This window comes from Thalassotalea coralli, from assembly GCF_055786205.1.
In genome coordinates this window covers 128,333-152,915 of sequence record NZ_JBVVBK010000001.1, presented here as the reverse complement: position 1 = coordinate 152,915, position 24,583 = coordinate 128,333, and the positions used below count along the sequence as shown (strand labels likewise).

The following is a 24,583-nucleotide window of genomic DNA, read 5'->3' as shown; positions in this document are numbered from 1 at the left end:
TTAGCCTGGAAGGCTAGCAACCATACGTACTGAGGTTGTTAATTCTTCCATTTGTAGCCATGGACGCAAGTGTGCAACTGCTGAGTACGCGCCTGGACGACCAGGTTGCTCAATAACTGAAATATTCGCTTCAGCTAGAGGCGTTTTCGCACGCTCTTCGTTACCCATAGCACCAGAGTTAGTGTACATAGCGATCCACTCACTCATTTGCTTCTGAATATCAGCTGCTTCCATGTTAGAACCAATATTGTCACGACCCATTACTTTAAGGTAGTGAGCAATACGGCTACTTGCCATGATGTAAGGTAAACGCGCAGAGATCGCCGCATTACTTGTTGCATCAGGGTCTGTGTATTCTTTTGGTTTTTGCGTTGTTTGACCACCTAGGAATACGCCGTAATCGGTATTCTTGTAGTGAACAAGTGGCATAAAGCCTAAGTCACTTAACTCTTTCTCGCGTTCGTCAGTAAGGTTTACTTCAGTCGGACACTGCTGAGTAATATCACCTGAGTCTGTTAAGTACGTTAAGTTCGGAAGTGCTTCAACTTTACCGCCGTTGTCCATACCACGAATAGCAGTACACCAGCCATAAGCTTCAAACGCTTTGTTCATGTTTAAGCCAAGATCATAAGCCGCATTTGACCATACGATTTCATCATTGCTTTGTGGCTTAGGGTTGCCCGCGCTGTCTACGCCCAACTCTTCAAAATTAAACGACTTAATCGACTTACCTTTCGCGCCGTATGGCATACGAGCCATAGTACGAGGCATAGTTAGCGCAACGTAACGAGAGTCATCACTTTCACGGAAAGAGTTCCATGAAGCGTAGCTAGGTGAGTCAAATGCTGGTGCAATTGGCTTACCTTCGTCAAACGTTGTAAAGCTATTTAATTCAAACATCTCAGGTGATGCTGCGGCAATAAACGGAGCATGACTTGCTGCGCCAACTTCACCCATGTAGCGAAGTAGTGCTACATCTTCATCACTTTGAGAGAACTCGTAGTCACCAATTAATAAACCGTAAGGTTCACCACCCGCTGTACCGTATTCATGTTGGTATAGAGAGTTGAAAATCGGGCTGCGATCTACTGCTGGAGCATCTTCAAATTGCTCAAGTAGCTCATCTTTTGAAATATTAAGAAGCTTAACTTTTTGCGATGTACCTAAAGCGCTATTGCGAATAAGCTTTTGTAAGCCTAACCAAGAACCTTCAAGTTGTTTGAATTGCTCTTGCTGCATAATAGCTGAAAGTTGCGCAGACATTTTTTTGTCAATCGCAGCAACAGCATTAGCAATGGTATCTGTTAGGTTTTTATCCCAAGTAACAGTTCCTGACATCGCTTCTTGTGTTAACGATGTTAAAAGTTCTTTAGTACGATCTGGAGCTGTTTGGCTTGTCGCGTTAATCGCCTGATCTAAAAACGATAGGCTTTCACCTTCCGCGCCGCCACTTTGTTCTAATTCTTCAGACATTACTCTTCTCCTTTAACACCAAGCTCATCAGACAATGCGTTGATAGAATCAGCGCTTTGTAAAATGTCTTTCAGTAGTTTTTCAAAATCACGCGAGCGGTCAGCTTTACTTAATAACTCGTTTAATTGATTACGAGTTTCTAAAAGCTTCTTAAGCGGCTCGATGCGTTCAACAAGAGAGTCTGGTTCGAAGTCTTTCATTGAATTGAAATCAAGATTAACTTCAAACTGGCTGTCATCTTCTTCGATCACATTATCAACTTTTAATGATAGCTCAGGACCAATGCGGCTAAGAACATCGTTAAAGTTGTCTTGATCTACTTGAATAAATTCGCGGTCTTCTACGTCACGTGGGTCTTCTTTACCACCTGAGAAGTTACCTAATACTGCCGAAACAAACGGCAGCTCTTTTTTTTCTGATGCGCCGTTAGTTTCAACATCGTAAGTAATACTTACGCGGTTTTTGCTAACACGCTTATGTTGTGAATTTAAGGCCATGTTCTATACCCTTTTATTATTTCAGGTCAGCAGCTGATGTTAGCTGGTTATTCGTTGCATCGTATTTAACAGAAGCAGCTTTTTCTAACTTACCACCTTCGTCTTCTACGAAGAACATTTGTTCAATCTTAGTGTAAGTTAAAGAGAAAGACTCAGACGGTTGACCGCCATCGCTACCTGAAATGCTGAAGTTAGACATACGTGCTTCTTCAAGAGAAACAACGAAGTAAGGAACAATACCTTTACCGTCACGTGATGGCTTAGTCATCACTAATTCAACTGTTTTACCTTCTGCGCCCGGTTGGAATAGGTAAGTTAAAAGGTAAGGAGTTGCACCGTCATAACCTTTAGAAATGCTGATTTCACCTAGAGCAACCATACCGTTATCTTGGTTATTAGCATTACCAATATCCACAGATACACCACGCATTGCACCCCAAGACAAACTATCAATGGCAAACCAACCTTTTTTACTGTTTAGGTCTACTACAGTAGCTGCGCCTTTAATGCTGTCATTGCCATCAATTCTCATAAAGATTGAAGCCATTATAATCTCCTTGTTGTCGATTTATTATTTACTAATTTATTTTTATCAAAAGTTACCACAAACTACCTGATTTACTTTCAGGTGTGGGCTGTGGTGCTTGATTCTGTTCCGGGGCACTTGCTGCTGGTGGCGCAGGTTTAACTTCCTCTGTCACCTTTGGCTGTGCTTCCACTTTTGGTTGTTCCACTTTTGCTGCTGGCATTGTTACATTGCTATTCAATAATGTACCAATGTCGCTATCTACGCCAGTGAGTTTGCTAATTTCTGCTAATACAGGTGAATCCTTACTCACCAATTCATTTAACAATTCAGAAAACGACATGTTGCCCCACTTTATCGCCCTAGCTAATAAGTACGGGATTGGGTTATGAGGTTCTGTTTTCTTAAAAAATATTGCGATTCGGTTTAAGTCAGCGAGTGCATCTTCACGCGTATAGTTACCATTTGCCGAAGAAATCATCGTTGCAGGTTGCGTTGTAGCAACAGACGCAGACTGCATTTGAGCAGGAGCAGCAGCTTGACTTTGATTTTCAGACCCGCTTTGCGATGACTCTTCTACCGGAGCTTGTTGTTGCTCTTGTTCTTGCTGCTCAAGTTGAGGGTAAAAGTATAAGAACATACTTTTAATTTGCTTGATGTTGTCGCGAACAAAAGTAAAACCCAAAGGCTGAAGTTTATTACCAGCGGGCATTTCAACACTTACCTGGTAGCGGTAATTGTTAATATGTTCTTGCAGTTTCTCCAAGCTAGCATCGATGGCAATAATGCGATCGTAGCGTTCTTTTAATTCACCTTGGCGACTGGTTAAACTTGCTGCGAATTCAGCTTTAACCGATTCTAAATTTCCGGCTTTTTGTTCCGACAGGTAATTTCTTAACGCGAAATCATCAAGAAATGGAAACGCCATTAATGGGATACTGAGTAAACCGCTATTCGGGTTGTCGCCAATTAATTGCTCAAGTGGCTTGGTTTGATTGTCACATTGTTTCTTCTTCGCTTCGTTTTCTTCCAAGCCTGCCAACTTTTTCTCTGGAAGTTGCGGATGAATATCTTCTTTTAGCGTAGTTACAGCGTAAACAAAGTCTTCTAAGCCTTGTTCAAGTAGCGAAAGATCATTTCGTTTGTAGGCCAGCGACGCTAACCACCAACAAAAAATTTCGATATCGCGAGACTGATCTTTCAATGCAGCTTCACAAGCCAACCTCAAGTTTTCCCAGCCTTCGGCATTTTCTTGTTGAAGTGCTTTATCTTTTAACGTTTCTGAAGTTTCCACGAGCTTACGTAAACTAGCCTGAGCTACGTTTAATAAATTACGTAATTCGCGGTATTTTGTGCGGTCTGCTTTTAGATAATCTCCCGGTGAGAGCGTTTCACCGTCCGAATATAATATCATTATGGCTTGCGTTAGTACTTCTTATTCTCTTTGCTATATAGCTATATTGGACTAGATTAACGGATTGTCAAGGTTAATAGCTTGTTATAGGAAGGTAATTAGACCAGCTAAGTGTTTAAGTGCCTAGCTTTCCAGCGAAATTAAGCAAATAAGGAATAAATAAGGAAATCAAAGATACCTATTTATGCTTCTAAAGAATATGAAAAAGAGGTTAGTTTTTAGCTAACCCCTTGTTTATAACCCTATATTTAGTATGGTTTATATAACTTCTGCTTTGGACAAGTTTGCTATTTTACGTGCTCGAGAATTCTTCCATCGTACCCATGACAACATGATACCTGTATACACTAAAATACAGGCTAAAAGAGACGCAATACCGGCTAAGGTTTGCCCCGTTAAACCGTAAACTTCACCGGTATGTAAAAAGCGTATATAGCTTCTAATTTTTCGATACGCCGAATATTGTTCGAAAGTTACTGTTTCAAGAACTTTTCCTGTGACTGCATCGATTGCAACAGACTCTCGCTTTTGCGGCTCGCCACCAGTCCCATAGTCAATATGGAAATGATAAGTCTGCGTGACTGCTGCTGGCAAAGAAAAGCGAATAGTGCGCCATTCTGGATACTGCCCTTTAACAATTGCCAGCTGTTGCTCTTTCGTTAGCTGTGTATCTATTAAGTTCGCTACGGCCTCTTTAGGTTTACTCAGCGAAGTTGACTCGGTTGACACATACTCTTTCAGCGTTTGACCTGGCCATTTGAAAGAAAAGAACACGGCAGTAACAACAATAATAAACAGTACTGGCGCCATATAAATGCCAAAGACATTATGCCATTGATAATTTCGAGCCGTTTTATTCGGGTGTGATTTATTAAGGGTTAAACCTTGTTTAAATGAACGCTTATTAAAACGTTTAGGTAGCCACAAATACATGCCTGTTAATACTAATAGAATAAAAATAACATTGGCAATACCATTCACTAACCTGCCATTTTCACTAAAAGAGCCGTCCAATGTTAACCAGCGATGAAAAGCGCGAAGCTTGCGAAAAAACTGCTTAGTTGCCACACCAGGCTCCGTCATTTCTTCACCAGTATATGGGTTTAAGTAAGCAACCGTTTTTCTACCATCTTTAACAAGCACAGGCGCATTATCGACATTTTCTACTATTATCTCAGCGGCTTTTTTTGTTTTGTAGCCTTTAGCGATAACTAACAATTCATCAATCGCTTTCTTTTCTGCATCTTCATGCGGCGGCTGAGGGTAATCGGCATGGACACCCGATTGGATCATTTGTCGCTCATAAGTTAAGGCTACACCTGTAATTGACATCAAGAAGATGAAAATAGCTGCGCTGCAACCAATAAGCAGGTGAAACCAAAAAAAGACTTTTCTCACGTTCATATTTTTACACTTTTGTTTTTATTAATGTTTACTTTTCCGAGTAACTGGCACCGGATTACCAGTACTTGCTACCTATATTTAATACCAAAAAACCAGCACGTTTCTGTGCTGGCTTGCCCTTTTGGTTTCGTCCTTAATATGGCTAACTAGAAGGTTAGCCATTAAGAAGATAGTGAGCCCCCTGCTCTACTTAAAACGATGTTTTAACCTCAAAACGTGCCATACGCTCGCCACCTATGGTGACATTGTTTGTGCCACCACCAGCAAGGTAATCAGTATCAAATACATTCTCGATATTAAAACGGTAATCAACGCTTACACCTGATACTTTAGTTTTGTACGTTGCACCAAAATCAACGCGTGTATAAGCGTCTTTTTCTACGGTGTTGTTGCTATCTGCATAACGATCACCTTGATAAAATACACCAGCATTTAAGGCTAACTTTTCTGTCAACTCATAACGACTCCACACTGACGCAGACCATTTTGGCGCATCAACGGGTGTTTTTCCTTGATAGCTATCATCTTTCTCATATTCAGCATCGAGGTACATTGTTGAAGCCATCACAAATAAACGATCAGTTACTGCACCTTGAGCAGACAATTCAAAGCCCTTGTGAACTTGAAGCCCTGCTTGCGTAGTAATAGTGTCAAAGTTTGGATCGCCTTCAAGCTCTTCGGTAACTAAGGCACCCGATTTTTCGATATCAAAAATCGCCGTTTCCACCAATAGACGGTCTGAAACCTGCCATTTACCACCAATTTCAATTTGCTTAGACGTAACAGCATCTAACGCCATACCATGGTTTCTGTCTGTTTCATCGTTTAGGGTTTCACTTGAAGCTGGCTCGAATCCTTCAGAGTAATTGACGTAAACGGTTGCATCATCGATTGGGTGATAAAGTACACCAAACTTTGGTACGAACGAATCACTGTCTGCGTTTTCTTTGTTTTGCTTGTCGAAACGGCCACCAAAGGCTACTTGCCATTGGTCGTTAAAGGTCACTAAGTCTTGAAAGTAAACACCATAGTAATCGTACTCACTTGTATAAAGTGTGTCGTCGGTTTTGTAACTAATATCAGGCTTGCCAGGCTCTATCTGACCAGGCGTGTATTCGATTGGGTCACCTAATGTTCTTAACTGACCGTAGTAATAATCTAACTGGTTAGCGCCAACAAGAATTTGATGGTTAACACCACCAAACGATAGTTCTCCAGTAAAATCAACAAAAGCCGTTTTAAATTGCCAATCGTCAAATCTATCGTATGGTTTTGATGTATAGCTATCACCTAATTCATAGTCACTTGGTTTTTTAGGTGAAGATTCAAATCGTTGGCGTTCAAACGTTTGCTCGTTATAGCCAACTTTTACCTGCCAATCGTTACTAATGTCGTAACTTAACTTACCACCAATATTGTTAACTTTGATATCGGTAAACGCCCAAGAGAAGTCATATATTGTCTTTTCATCACCAATGACTTCACCATTGCTGTCTAACCATGCGCCTGTATCTAAGCCAGCTTTGTCGTTAGTTTGGTCATAGTAAAAATTAACGCTAAGGTCATCTGAAATGTGATAATCAAAAACAATCGAGCCTAAAAAGCGATCGCGCTCACGCTCTTCACCATTTTGATATTCTCTATCGTATTTAACGTCTTGCTTTACTAAAACACCACGATAGTTGAAGTCTTCTACAATTTGACCACCAGCATCTAACATAAATCGAGTCGAGCCGTTTTGATCCGTATCGGCACCAAAATCGAACAAGGTTTTCTCAGTTGGTTGCTTAGTTACCATGTTAATTAAGCCGCCCGGTGCCGACTGACCGTATAGTAAACTTGATGGACCTTTAATAACCTCTACTCGCGATAAAGTTTCGATTGGCTGTTGGTAGTGTGACCAATGTTGATGACCATCTCGTAAATAGCCATTTGAAGAGCTTAAAGTAAAACCACGAGAACTAAATACCTCGCGATTTCGTTGCGTTGAACCTGGCGATAAACTCGCATCGTTGCTAAGTACTTCACCAAGTGTTGTCGCTAATTGTTCATCAATAATAGTTTCTGTAATTACTGTAACGGCTTGTGGCGTTTCTAGTAGTGATGCATCTGTACGCATTGCACCCGAAGCATTGTCTACCTTGTAGTCGTTGAAATAAGTACCCTTAACTTCAATAACTTCGATATCTGAATCGTTTGCACTGGCTTGATGGGCAAGAGAAAAAAGTGCGAGAGAAATGGCTACGGAGAGTTTTCTTTTTAACATGAGATGTCCAATAAATTTGTCTACAGCGAAAAAACGCCGCTATTGTACACACCGATAACGTAATTGCAACTCATTATCATTTAGATTTACACAAAATAACATTTTCTTGCGCTGTATCAAAATAATGGCAGTTATTACGCTTGTACTTCCCTGTGGGATAAGAAGTTTGCTTTCAGAGAATTATTTCGTGAATTTGTCACTATACTTTAACGTTAGTGACAGGCTTAACACTGCAGGTTTTATATGATTAATCTAAGAACATTTCGCATAAAAACGAGACTCAACATTATCATATCTATCGTTTTTTTGGGTCTTTTGGCGCTATCAAGCTTAGCGCTGTATTTGGAAAAAACAGCCTTATTTGACCAACAAAAAGAAAAAGTAGAAAAAATAGTTCAAGGTGCGATCAGCATAATCGAATTTCATTACCAGCAAGTTCAAAGCGGCCAACTAACAGAACAACAAGCAAAATTAGCGGTTATCCAAATACTTGAAAACTACCGTTACGAAGGAAAAAACTACGTATGGATTAACGATAATAAACCAAACATGATTATGCATCCCTTTAAGCCTGACTTAAATGGTAAATCAATTGCAGGTGTCAAAGATCCAGATGGTGTTGCTCTGTTTGTTGAAATGGTCAATGTTGTCCGCGCTTCAGGCAGTGGTTTTGTTCCCTACAAATGGCCCAAGCCAGGAGCAGAAAAACCAGTCGATAAAATTTCCTACGTACAACAGTTCAAGCCATGGAACTGGATAGTTGGTACCGGCGTGTACATTGATAACGTGGATAAAATTTTTGCCCAGCATCGAAACCTGCTGCTACTGATATCCGTTGGAATACTCACGGTATTAATCTCAATTATTTATTTTGTTGGCAAAAGTATCATTGTGCCGGCTAGACAGGCCTATGAATTGATGGAGAATATTGCCGAAGGCGACGGTGATCTGACCAAGGAACTGTCGAAAGAAGGCAATGATGCTATTGCAAAACTCAGTAACTCTTACAATCTGTTTGCAAGCAAAATGCGAGAGTCTCTTAAAGAAGTTTCACACAACGCTCAGCAAACCTTGGAAAATGCCAATGTTGTCGCGGAGACGAGTCTATCCAGTAAAGAGTTTATTGAAGCACAAAGCGACAACACGACTCAGGTAGCCGCTGCCATGGAGCAGATGACAGCCAACATCAAAGAAGTTAGCACGAATGCCGACTCCGCCGAGCAAGCAGCCAAAGATGCCCAGAAAAATACCTCGTCTGGCAAGGTGATTGTTTCGGAAACCATTTCTGAGATAGAGCACTTGTCTGCAGATATTGATGAAGTGAGCACCAAGATAAATGAACTAGCCACAGAGTCACAGAACATTGGTGCGGTTTTAGACGTTATTCGCGGTATAGCTGAACAAACCAACTTACTGGCGTTAAATGCTGCAATAGAAGCGGCAAGAGCAGGTGAACAAGGGCGAGGCTTTGCTGTTGTTGCTGATGAAGTTAGAACACTCGCCAGTAGAACGGGCCAAAGCACCGATGAAATTCAAGATATGATATCTAAATTACAGCAAGGAGCGCAGCAAGCCGTAGAAGCGGTTATCAATAGCCAAAAGGTGTCTAAAAAGACGGTACAAAGTGCCGCCGAAGCAGATAAAGCACTTTCCCAAATAGATGAATTGATGCGCGTGATTTCTGAAATGAACTCACAGATAGCCAGAGCTACAGAGCAGCAATCGGATGCCGCTAACGAAGTTAATTTACGAGTGTCTGAGCTAGCAGATATGACAAACGAAGCACTAAGCATGACAGAAGGACTTTCTTATGCAAGTGCAGAGCTTAAAAAGAATAGCGATGAAGTAAATCAGGTAGTAGGTCGCTTTAAACTCGAATAGTCACGATAAATAAGGCCAGCATCTAGCTGGCCTTTAAATCTTAGCGGTTTGTCTAGTACAACACTAGATTTACTCGTAATCTACGACGAACTCTGTACCTGTACCTTGGCCAGTTACCATGAAATAGTGCCAGCCAGAGTTTGGATTGTTGATAACAATGGTTTCTTCACTGCTGTTAGCCGTTGACGCCGTATTTTCATTGTACGAAGTACTTGGCCAGCCACCTGAGTGTTGGTAAATGCTAGCATCACCGTCACCACCAGAGGTTTTAATCGTTAGTTTTGTCGAACCAGCTGGAACGCCAATGGCCATATAAACAGTAGCGCTACCTAAACAAACAGCTTCTGCGTCGGTTAGATTACCACGTGTTACCGGAGCCTTAGTGTCACACGCATTTGTCGGATTAGGATCAACAGGGTCAGTTGGATCTGTCGGATCATTTGCTGTGTAAGTACCCGTTAAAGTAACGTTGTCAGAAGCGGTCCAGCCTTTAACTGTTACGTAATAAGTTCCATCAGCTTGTGTTAATTTATCGCTGTCACATATCTCATCACGATTACCACCCGTATATGGACGACAATCCCAGTTTGATTGTGTGTTTTCATCATTAAACTTCACGTAAAGGTCTGGGTCACCAGTGCCAGCACCCATGACAACTTTCACATCTGTAGCGCCCGCAGGCACTGCAAATGTATAGGTTTTCGCTTCACCAGCTAATACAGAAATACCTGTTTTAGTGACACCGTTTTCTAAGTCAGAAGAAGGTTGAGTAACGCCACCGTCACCCGTAATGGTAACGGCGTAATCTTCAATTTCACCCCACTCTACATTGTTACACGCAGGCAATGATCCGTTGTCTAACTCATAAGACTGAATCACACGCATTCTAGTCGCGCCTTCCGTAGCTGTTGCAGGAACAGTAACCGAACCAATAACTTCATCAAAAGTTGTTGCCGCAGTGCTTAACACTAATTCGCCAGCATCATCAAAACTCTTGTTGTTATTTAGGTCAATATACACAGCCCAGTTTGCTAAGTAAGGACCATTTGAACCGTGCTTAACGCCGATTTCAGTTGCTTCACCTTTCTTGAATGAGAAGCCAGCGTTGTCAAAGTAACTGAACGGGCTTGCACTTGAAGCTTGATTAATCGTACCTACGCGAACGTTGCTGGTCCACTGAGTATTAGACTTGCCATATGCGTAGCAGTAGGCATCACCTGTTACAGTAATGTCTTTTTCTTGAATAAAGCTAACGCCGCTGTTTAACGTTACTTTTAAACGAACAGTGTAGTTGCCCGAATAAAGGTAAGTGTGGCTAGGGTCTTGTTGTGTACTCGTGCTATTCGAGTTCACCGCACCGTCACCAAAGTCATACTCAACAGACGCAATATTATTACTTGGCTCAGATGCACCATCATTAAAGCTAACAGTTAAGTTATTCGCTTGCACATTCGCAGTGAATTCTGCTGGGTTACTCGCTTGAATGTCTACAGTAAAGTCTTCAACTTCACCCCAACGAGGGAAACCACACGGGTTAGTAACATCTTCGAAGCTTTGAATAACACGCATTCTAGTTTCACCAGTTTGCGCAGTTGACGGAATAGTGAAAGGTCTTTCAATCGCGGCAGATGTGTTAGCTCCTGTCCAGTACCATGCACTTTCAGTGTCTTCAAATTTACCATTTTTGTTGTAGTCGATGTAAACACGCCAATTTGCTGTATATGAAGACTCAGATCCTGTAGCACCCTGCTGCACCGAGATGATATTGTCACCACGGACGGCACCTAACACAGTAGCAGTATGATCAGAGTAGTTAGTGGAACCAGAATCAATACTCGTACCGTTTAATGTCAGGTTTTTAGTGAATTGATATGCTGGCTGACCTGCGTATGCCCGACAATAATCTTGATTCGCCGGCTTAGTAACAGTAATCGTTTTGCTTTGTGTATATGTTTGACCATTAGTCAACGTTACTTTTAGTGTTACCGTGTAGTTACCACTAAACGAATAAGTGTGATTAGGGTTAAACGACGTACTTGTGCTAGACGCGCTATATAAGCCATCGCCAAAGTCCCACTCTACTGAAGCGATGTTGCCAGCGTTAGAGCCATCAATAAAGCTTACCGCACCATCGGAAGATACGTTAAAGTCGAAATCTGCTGGGTTATCCTCTTTAATAATATTAATGCTGTAATCTTCAGCTTCACCAAAAGTAAAGTCGCCACATGCACCTAGTTCAGTTTCACCGCTACGTAAAGTATTCGACTGAATTACACGCATGCGAGTAGTACCTGCTAGTGCAGAACTTGGAATGTTTAAGTTACCCAACGTTGCTTCGCGTGAACTATCGTTACGAGGCTCAGAGAAGTGAAGCAATTCATTCGCTTCAAACGTTTTGTTTTGGTTTAAATCAACATATACCGCCCAATAAGCGGAATAAGGGCCGAAGTCTGAGCCGCGCGTATGCTGCTCCATCGAAATACCCGTTTCAGTACCAGCATAAACATCGAAAGCTGTTAACCCTGTGTGATCGCTGTACTGTCTTCTGCCCGTTTCATGCGCTAAACCATTAATGCCAACAACACCAGTGTGTTGATAACGCGCATTTAATCCTTTTACGGCACAGTAAGTTGAGCCTGCCGCTGCTGTCACCGTTACTTGCTGAGTAACAGAGTGGATCAAACCTTGATTGTCTGTTGCAGTAAAGCGAACGGTATACGTTCCAGGGAATTTGTATGTGTGACTCACGTTTGTGCCTTGTGCATAAGGCGTTTCATCGTAGACTCCATCACCAAAGTCCCACAGCGTTGACGCAATTGAGCCATCACTATCATTTGCTTGACCAACAAAGGAAGCAGTTAAGCTACCTGCGTTGGTATTTACTTGAGAAATCGACGCTGAGGGTGCATTGTGTGAGCTTGTACGGAACGCTGCCATAGTACCTACACGCTCATTATGAACACGAGCCGAATCACTAGTGGCAGCTGTACCACCCGCTTCACCATCGTAAGTCATGTTTGGATTTGACCAAACATTTTTGCGCGTACCGCAGTCGGTAATTGCCATAATGGTGTGCCATGTTTTCGCAGGGTTACAATAACCGTGTCCATATGCAAATGGCGTAGTCGTACCATCGTTGTCATGACGTACACCAAATAAGTGGCCTAGTTCATGAGCAAATGTATTTTTAAAAGTACCCCAGCTACTTAATGTGAACAAAGCGCTTTCTGCGTCTGTACCTATCTGGCCTGCCCAGCCAGCCCAAGGAGAAGCGGCATCGTCATCGGCTAAAAATACCATTACATCGGCTTGGTATTGATCACGTTTGCTTTTTAGTTCAACACCATAGCCATTAGGTTTTAATACGTTAGGTGTTCCCAACCAGTCACTGGTATCTTCGTTAAGTAACGCTTCGTTATCTTCAGACATATCGCCCGTTGATATGTAGCCAGTTTGGTATGAATGAACTATATTAACCGTCGCGTTAATACCACTAGCGCTATAACTATCATTGGTGTCTTTTTCCATCAACGCTAAGTAAGCTGGCACATCACCAACTTCGGCCGCCAATTTAGCGGTATAAGCAACAACAACAGTAACTTCAGACGTTGAAACAGCCATTAAGCCATCTTTTAGTGCTGCCCAACCATCGACTTTTTTAGCGTTTAAAACTGGGGTTAATGAACTTCTATTTTCGTTGTGCTTATGTTCACTATCTACTGGTTGTCCGTCATCTATAAACTTGCTTAATTTATAAGTGCTACCTTTTGTATGCGATAGCAAGTAGCCTGCATCTTCGGTCATAATTTTCGCGCTATAACGACCATCTAGCTTTACCATTGATAAGGTAATGCCATCTCGGTAGTTGCGACCATTAATGTGAGTTGTTCTATGATCTACTTGTTTAACATCTGTTATTTCAACCTGAATAAAGCGACCATCAAGATTAAAGTGTAAAACATCACCTTGATGAATACCTTTGTTAATCGATTCACTTAACTCAACAGTTTGAGTAATAAGTTTAGTTTGCTTGTCTTGTGGGGTTTTAAAAGTGTTTTGATTTGTTCCTGGAATTTCACTTTCAAATACAACTTGTTGCTTTAAAAAGTCAACATTCTGTGCGTAAGATGAAAATGAAACAGTGATAGCCGTTGCAAGGGCTAACTTTTTTATAGGGTATTTATGCACTGTATTTTTCCTTCAATTGGGACCGACATAACACGCAAAGTGTTACCAGATTTGCCACTAACTGATTTTGTATTCTTTTAACAGTTAACTCTGATTGTTACCGTAGATTATCGCGATATGTTGCTCCCCTTATCGCAACTTTATACTGTATACAAACAAAATGGCGAGCTGACTATAAATACAACTACAACACAAAGTCAACATTTTGTTAACATTTAATTAACTTAAAATGACAATTAAATGAATGTAGAAAAATAGAAATGAATGGAAATTACAATAGTGATTACATTTCAGTTACTTAAGAAATGTTGAAGGTTTAAAAATTGGACATGCTACAGCAACATGTGGGACGTTAAATTATGAAATAAATAAGTTATTTATTAGGAATATCAAAGGATTTAAGAGTACTAGGCGACATAAATGTAAAGATGACGCCTAGTATATTAATGAAAATAGAATGATTAGAAACGATAAGTTTAGTTATTACAATAAAGTAACACCTTGAGCAGGCTCACTTAAATAACAATCAGCTACCAGCCCAGATCGTTTTTTATAGTTATCTTCAACCGCTTGAACGACTTCAGTCACAAGTGTTTTTGGGATCAGTGCAACTACGCAACCACCAAAGCCTCCGCCTGTCATTCGTACACCACCTCTTTCACCAATAACATCTGAAATAATACCAACAAGAGCATCTATTTCAGGTGTGGTGATCTCAAATAAGTCGCGCATAGAATGGTGGCTTTCTTTCATTAGCTGATGAATTTTTACCATATCTTGCTGTTGACAAGCCGATTTCATATCAAGTGTACGTTGGTTTTCATAAACAACATGTTCTGCACGTTTTGCGACCATTGGCTCTAAAGTGCTTTTACCCGCTTCAAATTGTTCAATTGATAAATCTCGTAAATAAGGAACTGAAAACGCTTCGGCGGCAGCTTCACACTGTTGTCTTCTTTCATTGTAGTGGCTATCAACGAGCCCACGCTTCACATTAGAGTTAACCATCAAAATCGCGCTATCTTCAGGTAAAGAAACTGGCTCTACATCTAATGTTCGACAATCGATTAATAGCGAATGATTCGTCTGACCACAAGCTGATATCAACTGATCCATGATTCCACAGGCACAGCCAACAAAATTATTTTCTGCTGCTTGGCTAATCAGGGCGCTATCAATCAAGCTGATATTTAGCTCGAATAAATGACTAAGTGCTTGTGTAACACCTACTTCCAAAGACGCGGACGAGCTTAAGCCAGCGCCTTGTGGGACGTTACCGGTAATAGCCATATCAAAACCAGGTATTTCATAACCAGCATTGAGCAACTCCACAACAACACCTCGGATATAATTAGCCCAGGTTTTATCATGGAGTGCATCAATGCGCTGGTCCAGAGAGAACTGATCAATTTGATTTTGATAATCAATTGCTAATACGCGTACTTTATTGTCGTTACGCTTTCTCACACCAACATAGGTACCAAACTCAATAGCACAAGGAAATACAAAGCCATCGTTATAGTCGGTATGCTCGCCGATCAAATTAACGCGGCCAGGTGCTTTTACGACTAAAGCAGCCTGTTCTTGAAAATGTTCAACAAAGGCCTTTTCGACAATTGCTTTAAATGTCATGACTGAGTCTCCGATGCTAAATAGTGAGTGTCACTTAATCCTTTAAGTCGCTCCGCGGCTTGCTCTGGTGTTAAGTCACGTTGTGCTTCTGCAAGCATTTCGTAACCCACCATAAATTTCTTTACGCTGGCTGAGCGCAGTAAAGGCGGAAAGAACTGCGCATGTAATTGCCATTCGGGGTGCTGCTTGTCATCATAAGGTGCACCATGCCAGCCCATAGAGTACGGGAATGAACAACAGAATAAGTTGTCATATTTAATCGTTATCTGACGAACAATATCTGCCAGGCTAGACTTTTGTTCTTCGGTTAACTCTGTCATGCGAGTAACACTAAATTTAGGCAGTAACAAAGTTTCATAAGGCCAAGCTGCCCAGTATGGAACACAGACTAACCACGATGCATTTTCAACAACAACACGCTCTTGCTTGTCACTTTCACGCATTGCGTAATCAAGTAATAATGAATTACTGTGCTTTTCAAAGTATTCACTTAATTTTTGCTGTTTTTTATCTGCAAGAGTCGGCAATTGGTTTTGTGCCCAAATTTGGCCATGCGGGTGAGGGTTAGAGCACCCCATAACCGCACCTTTATTTTCAAACACCTGAACCCATTGGTATTTTTGACCTAAATCCGCGCATTGCTCCTGCCAAGTATCAACCACAGCCTTGATCTCTTGGTTAGATAACAGAGGTAAAGAGCGAGAATGATCTGGCGAAAAGCAAATCACTCTACTGGTACCGCGCTCAGCCTTTAGTGAAAAAAGAGGATCACTTTCTTCATAATCAGGCGTCTGTTCATTTAACGCTGCAAAATCATTGGTAAAAACAAAAGTAGAGTCATAGTCAGGGTTTATTTCACCATTGACCCGGGTATTTCCTTTACACAGATAACAACTAGGGTCATGAGCAACGGTATCAGGCCTAACCACTTCTTCTTGCTGGCCTTGCCAAGGACGTTTTGCGCGATGAGGCGAAACTAAAACCCAATCACCCGTTAACGGATTATACCTGCGATGAGGATGCTCCGTAGGTTCAAATGCTGTCATATTGGTTCTCATACTTTATTGATGGCACAAGGGTAAACGTTTACCCTTCTTCGTTCAAGCTAAAATTTATCCCAAAAAATAGTCTTGCATAACCGCCCCCTTTTCATGCACTATCGTTAAACAAGGCTTATGCTCGTAATAAGCTCATATGGTGTAGACTGCTTTTCGCGTTTTCTTAAAGCTGAATCTAAATATAAATAACGTAATAATACGCAACCAATTATCTAATAAATCTCTTGCTATATGACCACTATTAAAGATATCGCAAAAGCGGCTAATGTTTCAGTCGCAACTGTTTCTCGTGTCGTCAACGATGGCCCGAAAGTAGGCAAAGAAACTAGAGAAAAAGTGAAACAAGTCATGGCGGCAATGGGTTATAAACCCAATGCTAACGCTCGAGCATTAGTGAATAAGCAAGACACAGCGATTGGCGTTATAATCCCGCAAGTGGCAGACCCATTTTTCGCTGCGCTTGCCGATGGTGTTGATTTAGTCGCGAAGAAGCAAAATAGACAACTTCTTATCAACACTTGCGGTGAAACAGCCGATGGAGAGCGAAATGCTTTGCGCTTGCTCCAAGAAAGGCGATGCCAGGCAATCGTGATGCACAGTAAGAAAATTCCCGACGATGAGCTTGTAACTTATATGCTACAGCTCCCGAGTTTAATACTCATAAACCGTCATCTAACAGGTTTTACTGAACGGTGTGTATGGTTAGACAATTACGCAGGGGGAGAACAGGCTGCTCGCCATTTGCATGCACTAGGGCACAGTTCAATCGCCATGTTAAACAGTGATTTTGATATCGACGATCCTAAACAACGGCAACAAGGGTTCTGCGATACATTGTCTGCTTTAGGGATTGAATTTAACCAAGACTTAATTGCTTTTTCCCACCCTGATCACCTAGGGGGACAACAAGCGATGACAAAATTACTAGAACAAGAAAAGCGTTTTACAGCAGTATTTGTCTACAATGATGCCATGGCGTTAGGCGCTATTTCTGAGCTCGAAGATGCTGGCATTAAAGTGCCAGAACAAGTATCCGTGTTGGGGTTCGATGATATCCAATTAGCCCAGTTTTTTAGACCAAAACTATCGACACTGCGATACCCAATTGCCGCAATGGCAACTCAGGCGGCAACAATGGCATTGAATAACTGTAAATTCGCAAAGGAAGACCTTCAATCGAGTTCAAAAGCCCTATCTAATCTTATTCCTGGTTCTACACAAACGAGTTACAAACCTGAACTTATTAGTCGACAATCAACCATTTCAATTTAAATATGTGTTCTCACCGGAACACAAGAAAACCTCAACAAAACCCATGTGTTACAAGCCGTTTACCCAGCGTACATTTTGTGCGTATAAGTTACGATTGTCACAAACAAGTACCAAATACACACAGAACTTCGCCGTTAATTACTTTTTAATCTCGCCTTATACAAAACTTTTAATCCTTTGTAGAGCGAGACTAGATTATGAAATTTAAGCCTTTAGTAATTGGTACGACATCGCTTGTTCTATCAGTACTCATGAGCGGTTGTGGTTCTGACGAGCAAGTAGAAAAAGCCGAAGTTATTCGTCCAGTGGAAATGTACTTGGTAACTTCGTCATCAAGTCAATATAGCCAGAATTTCCCTGCGCTAGTAGCAGCCTCAGATGAGTCGGCACTTTCATTTCGTGTCAGTGGTGAACTTGTTGCCATGAATGTACTTCCTGGTAACGAAGTAAAAAAAGGCGATGTTATCGCGCAAATTGATCCGACGGATTTTAAAATCAAGGTCAATGAAACAAAAGCCGCATACGACCTAGCCGTTAAAACATTCGAACGACAAGAAAAGATGCTAGCATTAGATTTAACTTCTCAAGCAGAATATGACTTAGCGCTAGCGGATAAAACACTAGCGAAAACTCGATGGGATACTGCAAAGAATAACGTTAAATATACGACTTTATATGCACCATTTAACGGTATTGTCTCTCAAGTTTACTTTGAAAATCGTGAAGTTGTCGCTTTATCTAAACCTGTTGTCAGTTTACATGCTGCTGACGGTATAGACATTAGCTTCCAACTACCTGAATCTATTTTGTCTCAAGTTAAAGGCGGCGGTAAAGCGAAACAGTACCAGCCGCAAATTACTTTCACATCTTCTCCTAAACACAAAGGTCAAGTCTACAGAGCAACATTTAAAGAAATGGATCAAACACCGGATCCTAAATCTCGTTCTTATAAAGTTGTGTTAACAATGCCACGTCCAAGCGGCATTAATGTCGTACCTGGTATGACTGCTAGCGTTAATATGGAACTTGATCAAATACTGAAAGGATTAACGCCCTACTCTCTTGTTCCTTTAGAAGCAGTATTTTCTCCCGCTACGACGGATCCAAAAGACAAAGCATTTGCTGTATGGAAAATTGACCAAGAAACAATGCGAGTTCACCAACAAATCGTAACCATTGATGGGTTAACAGACCAAGGAGTTAAAGTCATTGAAGGACTAGAAGCTGGCGACACTATTGTTGCTGCTGGTGTTCACGCGTTATTAGAAAACACTCAAGTAAAAGAGTGGAAAAAGCAGCGAGGTATTTAAAATGTCTACTGCAGTATCTCCTAACACTCAAAAGCGCACTGGTGGTGGCGTAGCAGGGTTCTTTATGAACAACTCTGTTAGTGCTTGGATTGTCACCTTAGTACTACTGTTTGTTGGTGTTAATAGTTTCTTCAAGTTAGGTCAATTAGAAGACCCAGACTTTACCATCAAAAATGCTATTGTGGTTACCACGTATCCCGGTGCCTCTGCTATGCAAGTAGAGGAAGAGGTCACTCACGTTATTGAATCTGCTTTGCAAAACCTTAAGCAAATAGACTATATCAATTCATGGTCATCAAATGGATATTCTTACGTTGAATTCAACTTACCTCGTGATGCGCAAAAGCACGAAGTACAGCAATTGTGGGATGACTTAAGACGCAAAATTGGTGACGCAGAACGTTATTTACCTGCGGGTGCAAGTAAGCCATTCATCAATGATGACTTTGGCGATGTATTCGGCATGATGATGCAAGTGTATTCTGATGGCTACCCTATCGACCGAGTAGCTGACTATATCGACTTATTAAAGCGCGAACTTCTTTTAGTTCCGGGGGTTGGTAAGGTTTCTGTTAAAGGCGAGCAACAAGAGCAAATCTTTATTGAAGTAGACCGCGACAAGATTTCCAGCCAAGGCATTACTTTCAACAACCTTGCAAACGCAATTTCTACTCAAAACACGATTTCTGACGCTGGTAATGTTCACATTGGCGAGCAGATTATTCGCTTTTACCCTACAGGCGAATTTCAAAACTTAGATGACTTACGAAATATTGTCGTGTCACCTGCTGGTTCGGAAACTGTTTTATACCTTTCAGATATCGCCAATGTTTACAAAGGATTAATAGACAAACCTTCTAACTACATCACTATCAATGGTAAAGATGCCATTAGTGTCGGTATCTCGTTTGCGCCTGGCGTTAATGTGGTAGATGTTGGTAAGGCTGTTCAAGATCGTTTGGTGGAACTAGAAGAAATGCGCCCCCATGGCATCGAGCATGAGTTTGTTTATGATCAACCAACCCGTGTAGATAATTCAGTAAAAGGTTTTTTACAAAACCTACTTGAAGCCTGCGTAATCATTTTCTTCACTCTGTTGTTTACTATGGGCCGTAAAGCGGGTCTGTTAATCAGTGCAGTACTTATTGTAACTATCACTGGTACGTTCATTTTTATGGACATGTATGGCATTCAATTGCAGCGTATTTCTCTTGGCGCTTTAATTATCGCCTTGGGTATGTTGATAGATAACGCCATAGTTGTGGTGGAAGGCCTGATCATAGGGATGGAAAAAGGCAAAAACAAATGGGACTCGATGATTGCCATTGTTAAGCAAACACAATACCCATTATTGGCGGCAACCGTTATCGCCATTTTAGCATTCGCACCAATTGGACTGTCGCCTGACTCTACAGGTGAAATTGTTGGCTCGCTTTTCTGGGTACTATTAATCTCACTATTTTTAAGTTGGGTAACTGCAGTCACTATCACACCTTATTTCTGTGATGTTTTCTACAAAGACGGTGAGTTTGATGGCCACGGCGAAGAAGGTCACGACCCATATGGTGGCGCGATCTTTGTTGGCTTCAAATGGCTATTGAACATCTGTATGAAGTATCCGTGGGTGTTTACCGCAGCATTAATTGCCATGCTTTTAGTCTCAGCTAACTCATTTAAATTGGTAAAACCAGAGTTCTTTCCACCGTCAACGATTAACCAGTTTCAATTAGACGTGCGCGAAGGCTATGGTACAGACATTCGTACCATGAAAGAAAAAGTGACCGAATTTGAAAAATTCTTAGGTCAGTATGAAGAAGTAACCCAAACAACCGCTGCCGTTGGTGGCGGTCACTTACGCTTTATGCTTGCGTACAAGCCCGAAAAGCAATATGACAACTACGCAAATATTATTGTAACAACTCGCACTCCTGATGACGTTGTTCCAGTTATTAAAAAACTTCGTGCAGATGCGCCAGAGCACTTTCCTACATTAACGTTAACACCTAAACGTTACTCGGTAGGACCGCAAACAACAGGTGCTATTGAACTTAGAATCTCAGGACCAGATCCTCTGATACTTCGCCAATTAGGTGAGGAAGCCAAAGCCTTAATGCGAAAAGCCCCAGGTGCCGAATCTATTCGTGATGACTGGTTTGAACGCTCAAAAGTCATTCGTCCTCAATTTAATGAAATCAATGGTAAACGCTTAGGCATTACTAAGAAGCAGTTAGATGCAACCATTAAGGCTAACTTCTCTGGTCGCACTTTAGGCGTATACAAAGAGGGAACTAAAGTCATTCCAGTTGTATCTCGCCCGCCTGAGCACCAGCGTGTAAATTTAGCTAACTTAGATGAATTAAATATTTGGTCGCCGGTAAAACAAGGCTTTGTACCAATTACACAAGTTGTTGATGGCTTTGAGGGTACTTTCGAAGATGCCTACATTTTCCGTCGTGATAGAAAACGTACCATTACCATCATGGCTGATTACGACGTAACCTCTGACGTAACTTCAGCGTCTGTTCGTCGCTTAATGTTAGCCGATGCTGAGGCTTTTGAAGCTCAATTACCAGCGGGCTATGAAATGGAATGGGGTGGAAAGCATGAAAAAAGCACTAATGCAAAACAAGCCGTGTTCTCGTCAATTCCTGCTGGCTACTTGGTGATGTTCATTCTAACCGTGCTGCTATTTAACTCTTGGAAGAAAGGTTTGGTGATATGGTTTGTCGTTCCACTATCGATTATTGGTGTTGTCGGAGGATTGTTAGCCTTTAATATGCCATTTACCTTCATGACCTTACTTGGTGCCCTAAGCTTAACCGGTATGATGTGCCGTAACGGTATTGTTCTTATCGACCAGATAACCATCTATCAAGATAAAGGGGCTGAAGCTTACAAAGCGATTTTTGATGGTGCTGTCTCTAGGGTACGTCCTGTATCACTTACAGCCATAGCAGCGATTTTGGGTATGATTCCATTGCTACAAGATGCTTTCTTTGCCGCAATGGCAGCAGCAATGATGGTCGGCCTTGCTGTTGCAACTTTCTTAATATTGTTAGCTGTACCTGTATTTTACATGCTTATTTATCGCATTAAGTATCGCCCTTACGCAGAAGTTGCTGCCGAAGGCTCTTTGGAATAATAAAAAAGTGACTGAAGCTATGTTTCGGTCACTTTAAGAGGAAGATTACATGAATATATTTGATATGTTACGGGAAAAAGACCATCAAGCAGAAGTCGAATCTACGAGAGCTACGCTTATCGAACGAGTAGCAGATGAATTTAAGCCGAAAGATGACATAACAACATTTGAGTTAGCCATGCTTTTCAAAATATTTGCTATGTTAACTATCGAAACAAATATTGAAGAAGTTCGAGCGCTGGCACAACAGCACAACTTAACTCGACACTTTATCTTTAAAAACTAAGATAATGGTACAAAAAATCAAACATGATTTTGTTACTCAGAAAAATCCATATCATCAAGGTTGATGATATGGATTTTTTTTTATAATCTGCGGAATAAGAAAAACTCAACAAGTAAAAATAACAATAGGCTGTCATTGTCAGAACAATCCCGTTTCATTTACTTGCTTGTACTAAAATTAATAACATGGAGTTGAAATGCAGCACCTTTATTCACACAAGGTAGTACCTAATGTAAACTGCCAGGCAGATCCCTTATACCAGCATCAATGTGTATCCAACACTTGGAGCCCTCATAGCAAAACACAAGTTGATTTACGTCATTTAATTAACACCCCCGCAATAGACCAAGGTGTACTTAACTCTTGTTCGGGATGCGCAATTTCAGCAGCAGTAGAAATTACCTTAAATAGAGAGAATAAAGCTTTTGACTGCCATCAAGGTGCGAGCGCAGAAGCATCTGCAATGTTCATCTACTATTATGAACGTGTTGAAGAAAACAAAGAATTAGAAAACGTTAGCGTATTTTTAAGTGATGGCTTTGATGTACTTGTAGACCAAGGCGTTTGTTGTGACCAATACTGGCCGTATCCGGAAAACCATTTACCAGAGCAGCTAATGAATGTAATAAGATCGGGCACTTTAGAAGAGATAGCGAAAGTTGCCGCAGAATTTACTCAACATAAAGCTTCATTCATCGAAAAAACATTGGCGATGAAGCCTTCAGAAGAAGCTATTGCTCAAGCTAAGCAATTCAATTCCGCGAAATATTGTAAATTATCTATCGATGACAATTTAACAGAAGTAAAACATGCGCTAGGTAACCAAACACCTGTTATTTTTGGTTTTAGCGTACCACAAAGTTTATTCAATTTACCATCAGACGCTATTATGCCAATGCCAGCAGAAGATGAATTAAGAATAGGTGGCCATGCTGTTTGTGCGGTAGGTTTTGACGATGAAAAGCAAGCCTTGTTAATTCGAAACTCTTATGGTCCTGACTTTGGTGAGCAAGGCTACTTTTATATGCCATACGACTTTGTTTTAGGATCTTACCAACAGAATGGACAAACAGAAGCAAACGCTTTTGACTTCTATTGTTTGTTAGAAGAATAGTCACATAAACAGCGCTTTAGCGAGAAGCGCTGTCTCTCTATGTTTTTGGGTTATTTAGCGACTAAAACAGCAACTTTTCCATTGTGGCCTGCGGCAACAATCACGTTATTATCACTCGCTAGCGTATAAAAACCTCGATCATCTTTATCACCTTTTTTAGTATCAAAAGCCTGCCATGTTTCCCCGTGATCAAAGGAAATATCACTGCCTGTTTTACCGGTAGATATACACAAACCTTGTTGGCAGGTCATCGCAGTTCTTAAGCCTCTTTCACCTGCGTTAACCGATTGCCATTTACCGGCTTTAAACGTGGCGATATTAGGGTATGCCGCAGGTCGTTGCTGATAATCCCCACCGATTGCAAACACTTGGCCTTGTGCATTAAGTGACAAACCATAGCCACCTGCCGTTTGTGTTTCAGCAAATAATGGAATTGCCTGACGCTGCCAACTCTCCCCCCAATCGTTAGACACGTAAACAGAAGCAGAAAACCCTCCCGTTACAATCCAGGCTTTGCCTTGCTTACCTACAATTAAAGTATTACCACTTGCAGCAAAAGCTGCTTCTTTTTCTTTCAAACTAGGTAACTTAGCTTTTTCGATTCGACGCCAGGTTTTACCACCATCGATAGTTTTCTTTACCATATAAAAACCATCGACAGGATCTCCCAACATCAAACCTTGTTGTTTATCCCAAAAATCAATGGCATCGAAAAAGCCCTCTTTATCCGTGTTTTCATAGAGCAGCTGCCATGATTTTCCTGCGTCGTGGGTTTTATATAATTTTGATTTTTCACCAGAGCCTGCGCTCATAATAATGACCGTTGACTCGTCAATTGCTTCAATATCACGAAAATCAAATTGTTGCGCTAAATTTGGCGAACGATTTACCCATGTCTTTCCTTTATCTTGACTTAAATAGACACTGTTTTTACTACCGCTGACCCAGAGTGAATCACCGCGCGCATCACTGCCACGAAAAGACGCTTTGTTAGTAATTTGACTTTCTTGCCACTGAAGATGCGCTGAAGCAGTATTAGTTGCGTTGACTACAGAGGCGAAGCTTACGAATAGAAAAGAGGTAGATAATTTGAACGTTTTGACCAATGTCATTATAAGTT

The 24,583-nt window shown here is 41.2% G+C and carries 16 protein-coding genes; 6 read left to right on the top strand and 10 right to left on the bottom strand.

All coding sequences use genetic code 11. From position 1 onward, the window contains the following. The 6 genes from tssC to ACOB80_RS00565 form a co-directional block, all read right to left on the bottom strand. Entirely contained in the window at positions 1 to 1,473 is a 1,473-nt protein-coding gene (gene tssC, locus ACOB80_RS00590; RefSeq protein ID WP_473163853.1) for a type VI secretion system contractile sheath large subunit, read from the bottom strand. Beyond that, the gene (gene tssB / locus ACOB80_RS00585; RefSeq protein WP_473163852.1) at positions 1,473 to 1,970 is read right to left on the bottom strand and encodes a type VI secretion system contractile sheath small subunit; all 498 of its coding nucleotides are present in this window, start codon (positions 1,968 to 1,970) and stop codon (positions 1,473 to 1,475) included. Before tssB ends, tssC begins: the two co-directional genes overlap by 1 nt. Positions 1,971 to 1,986: 16 nt before the next feature. Continuing rightward, on the bottom strand, positions 1,987 to 2,517 hold the full coding sequence (locus ACOB80_RS00580; protein WP_473163851.1) for an Hcp family type VI secretion system effector: 531 nt from the start codon (positions 2,515 to 2,517) through the stop codon (positions 1,987 to 1,989). 52 nt (positions 2,518 to 2,569) lie between these two features. Further along, positions 2,570 to 3,910, bottom strand: a complete 1,341-nt coding sequence (locus tag ACOB80_RS00575) for a type VI secretion system protein TssA (RefSeq protein WP_473163850.1) — start codon at positions 3,908 to 3,910, stop codon at positions 2,570 to 2,572. 258 nt (positions 3,911 to 4,168) lie between these two features. Then, positions 4,169 to 5,314 (bottom strand): PepSY-associated TM helix domain-containing protein, encoded by a 1,146-nt coding sequence (locus ACOB80_RS00570; RefSeq protein ID WP_473163849.1) that lies wholly within the window; start codon positions 5,312 to 5,314, stop codon positions 4,169 to 4,171. A gap of 190 nt (positions 5,315 to 5,504) precedes the next feature. Then, on the bottom strand, positions 5,505 to 7,580 hold the full coding sequence (locus ACOB80_RS00565; protein ID WP_473163848.1) for a TonB-dependent receptor: 2,076 nt from the start codon (positions 7,578 to 7,580) through the stop codon (positions 5,505 to 5,507). 243 nt (positions 7,581 to 7,823) lie between these two features. Here ACOB80_RS00565 and ACOB80_RS00560 point away from each other — a divergent pair, with 243 nt between their 5' ends. Further along, the gene (locus tag ACOB80_RS00560) at positions 7,824 to 9,461 is read left to right on the top strand and encodes a methyl-accepting chemotaxis protein (protein WP_473163847.1); all 1,638 of its coding nucleotides are present in this window, start codon (positions 7,824 to 7,826) and stop codon (positions 9,459 to 9,461) included. A 69-nt stretch (positions 9,462 to 9,530) separates the two neighbouring features. Here ACOB80_RS00560 and ACOB80_RS00555 read toward each other — a convergent pair whose 3' ends face one another. The 3 genes from ACOB80_RS00555 to ACOB80_RS00545 form a co-directional block, all read right to left on the bottom strand. Continuing rightward, entirely contained in the window at positions 9,531 to 13,649 is a 4,119-nt protein-coding gene (locus tag ACOB80_RS00555; protein ID WP_473163846.1) for a GEVED domain-containing protein, read from the bottom strand. Between the two features lie 483 nt (positions 13,650 to 14,132). After that, positions 14,133 to 15,281, bottom strand: a complete 1,149-nt coding sequence (galK, locus tag ACOB80_RS00550; RefSeq protein ID WP_473163845.1) for a galactokinase — start codon at positions 15,279 to 15,281, stop codon at positions 14,133 to 14,135. Then, the gene (locus tag ACOB80_RS00545) at positions 15,278 to 16,327 is read right to left on the bottom strand and encodes a UDP-glucose--hexose-1-phosphate uridylyltransferase (RefSeq protein WP_473163844.1); all 1,050 of its coding nucleotides are present in this window, start codon (positions 16,325 to 16,327) and stop codon (positions 15,278 to 15,280) included. Before ACOB80_RS00545 ends, galK begins: the two co-directional genes overlap by 4 nt. 243 nt (positions 16,328 to 16,570) lie before the next feature. Here ACOB80_RS00545 and ACOB80_RS00540 point away from each other — a divergent pair, with 243 nt between their 5' ends. From ACOB80_RS00540 to ACOB80_RS00520, 5 genes are all read left to right on the top strand, one after another. After that, complete coding sequence (locus tag ACOB80_RS00540) at positions 16,571 to 17,611, top strand: LacI family DNA-binding transcriptional regulator (RefSeq protein WP_473163843.1); 1,041 nt, start codon at positions 16,571 to 16,573, stop codon at positions 17,609 to 17,611. Positions 17,612 to 17,808: 197 nt separating this feature from the next. Then, positions 17,809 to 18,921 carry an efflux RND transporter periplasmic adaptor subunit gene (locus ACOB80_RS00535; RefSeq protein WP_473163842.1) on the top strand — a complete coding sequence of 371 codons (1,113 nt, stop codon included), beginning with the start codon at positions 17,809 to 17,811 and terminating at the stop codon, positions 18,919 to 18,921. 1 nt (position 18,922) lies between these two features. Further along, on the top strand, positions 18,923 to 22,063 hold the full coding sequence (locus ACOB80_RS00530) for an efflux RND transporter permease subunit (protein ID WP_473163841.1): 3,141 nt from the start codon (positions 18,923 to 18,925) through the stop codon (positions 22,061 to 22,063). A gap of 49 nt (positions 22,064 to 22,112) precedes the next feature. Further along, positions 22,113 to 22,349, top strand: coding sequence for a hypothetical protein (locus tag ACOB80_RS00525; protein WP_473163840.1), 237 nt, complete (start codon positions 22,113 to 22,115; stop codon positions 22,347 to 22,349). Positions 22,350 to 22,545: 196 nt separating this feature from the next. Next, entirely contained in the window at positions 22,546 to 23,463 is a 918-nt protein-coding gene (locus tag ACOB80_RS00520; protein ID WP_473163839.1) for a C1 family peptidase, read from the top strand. A gap of 50 nt (positions 23,464 to 23,513) precedes the next feature. On the opposite strand, the gene ACOB80_RS00515 is transcribed toward ACOB80_RS00520, so the two are convergent. Beyond that, entirely contained in the window at positions 23,514 to 24,575 is a 1,062-nt protein-coding gene (locus ACOB80_RS00515) for a WD40/YVTN/BNR-like repeat-containing protein (protein ID WP_473163838.1), read from the bottom strand. Between the last annotated feature and the right edge of the window lie 8 nt (positions 24,576 to 24,583).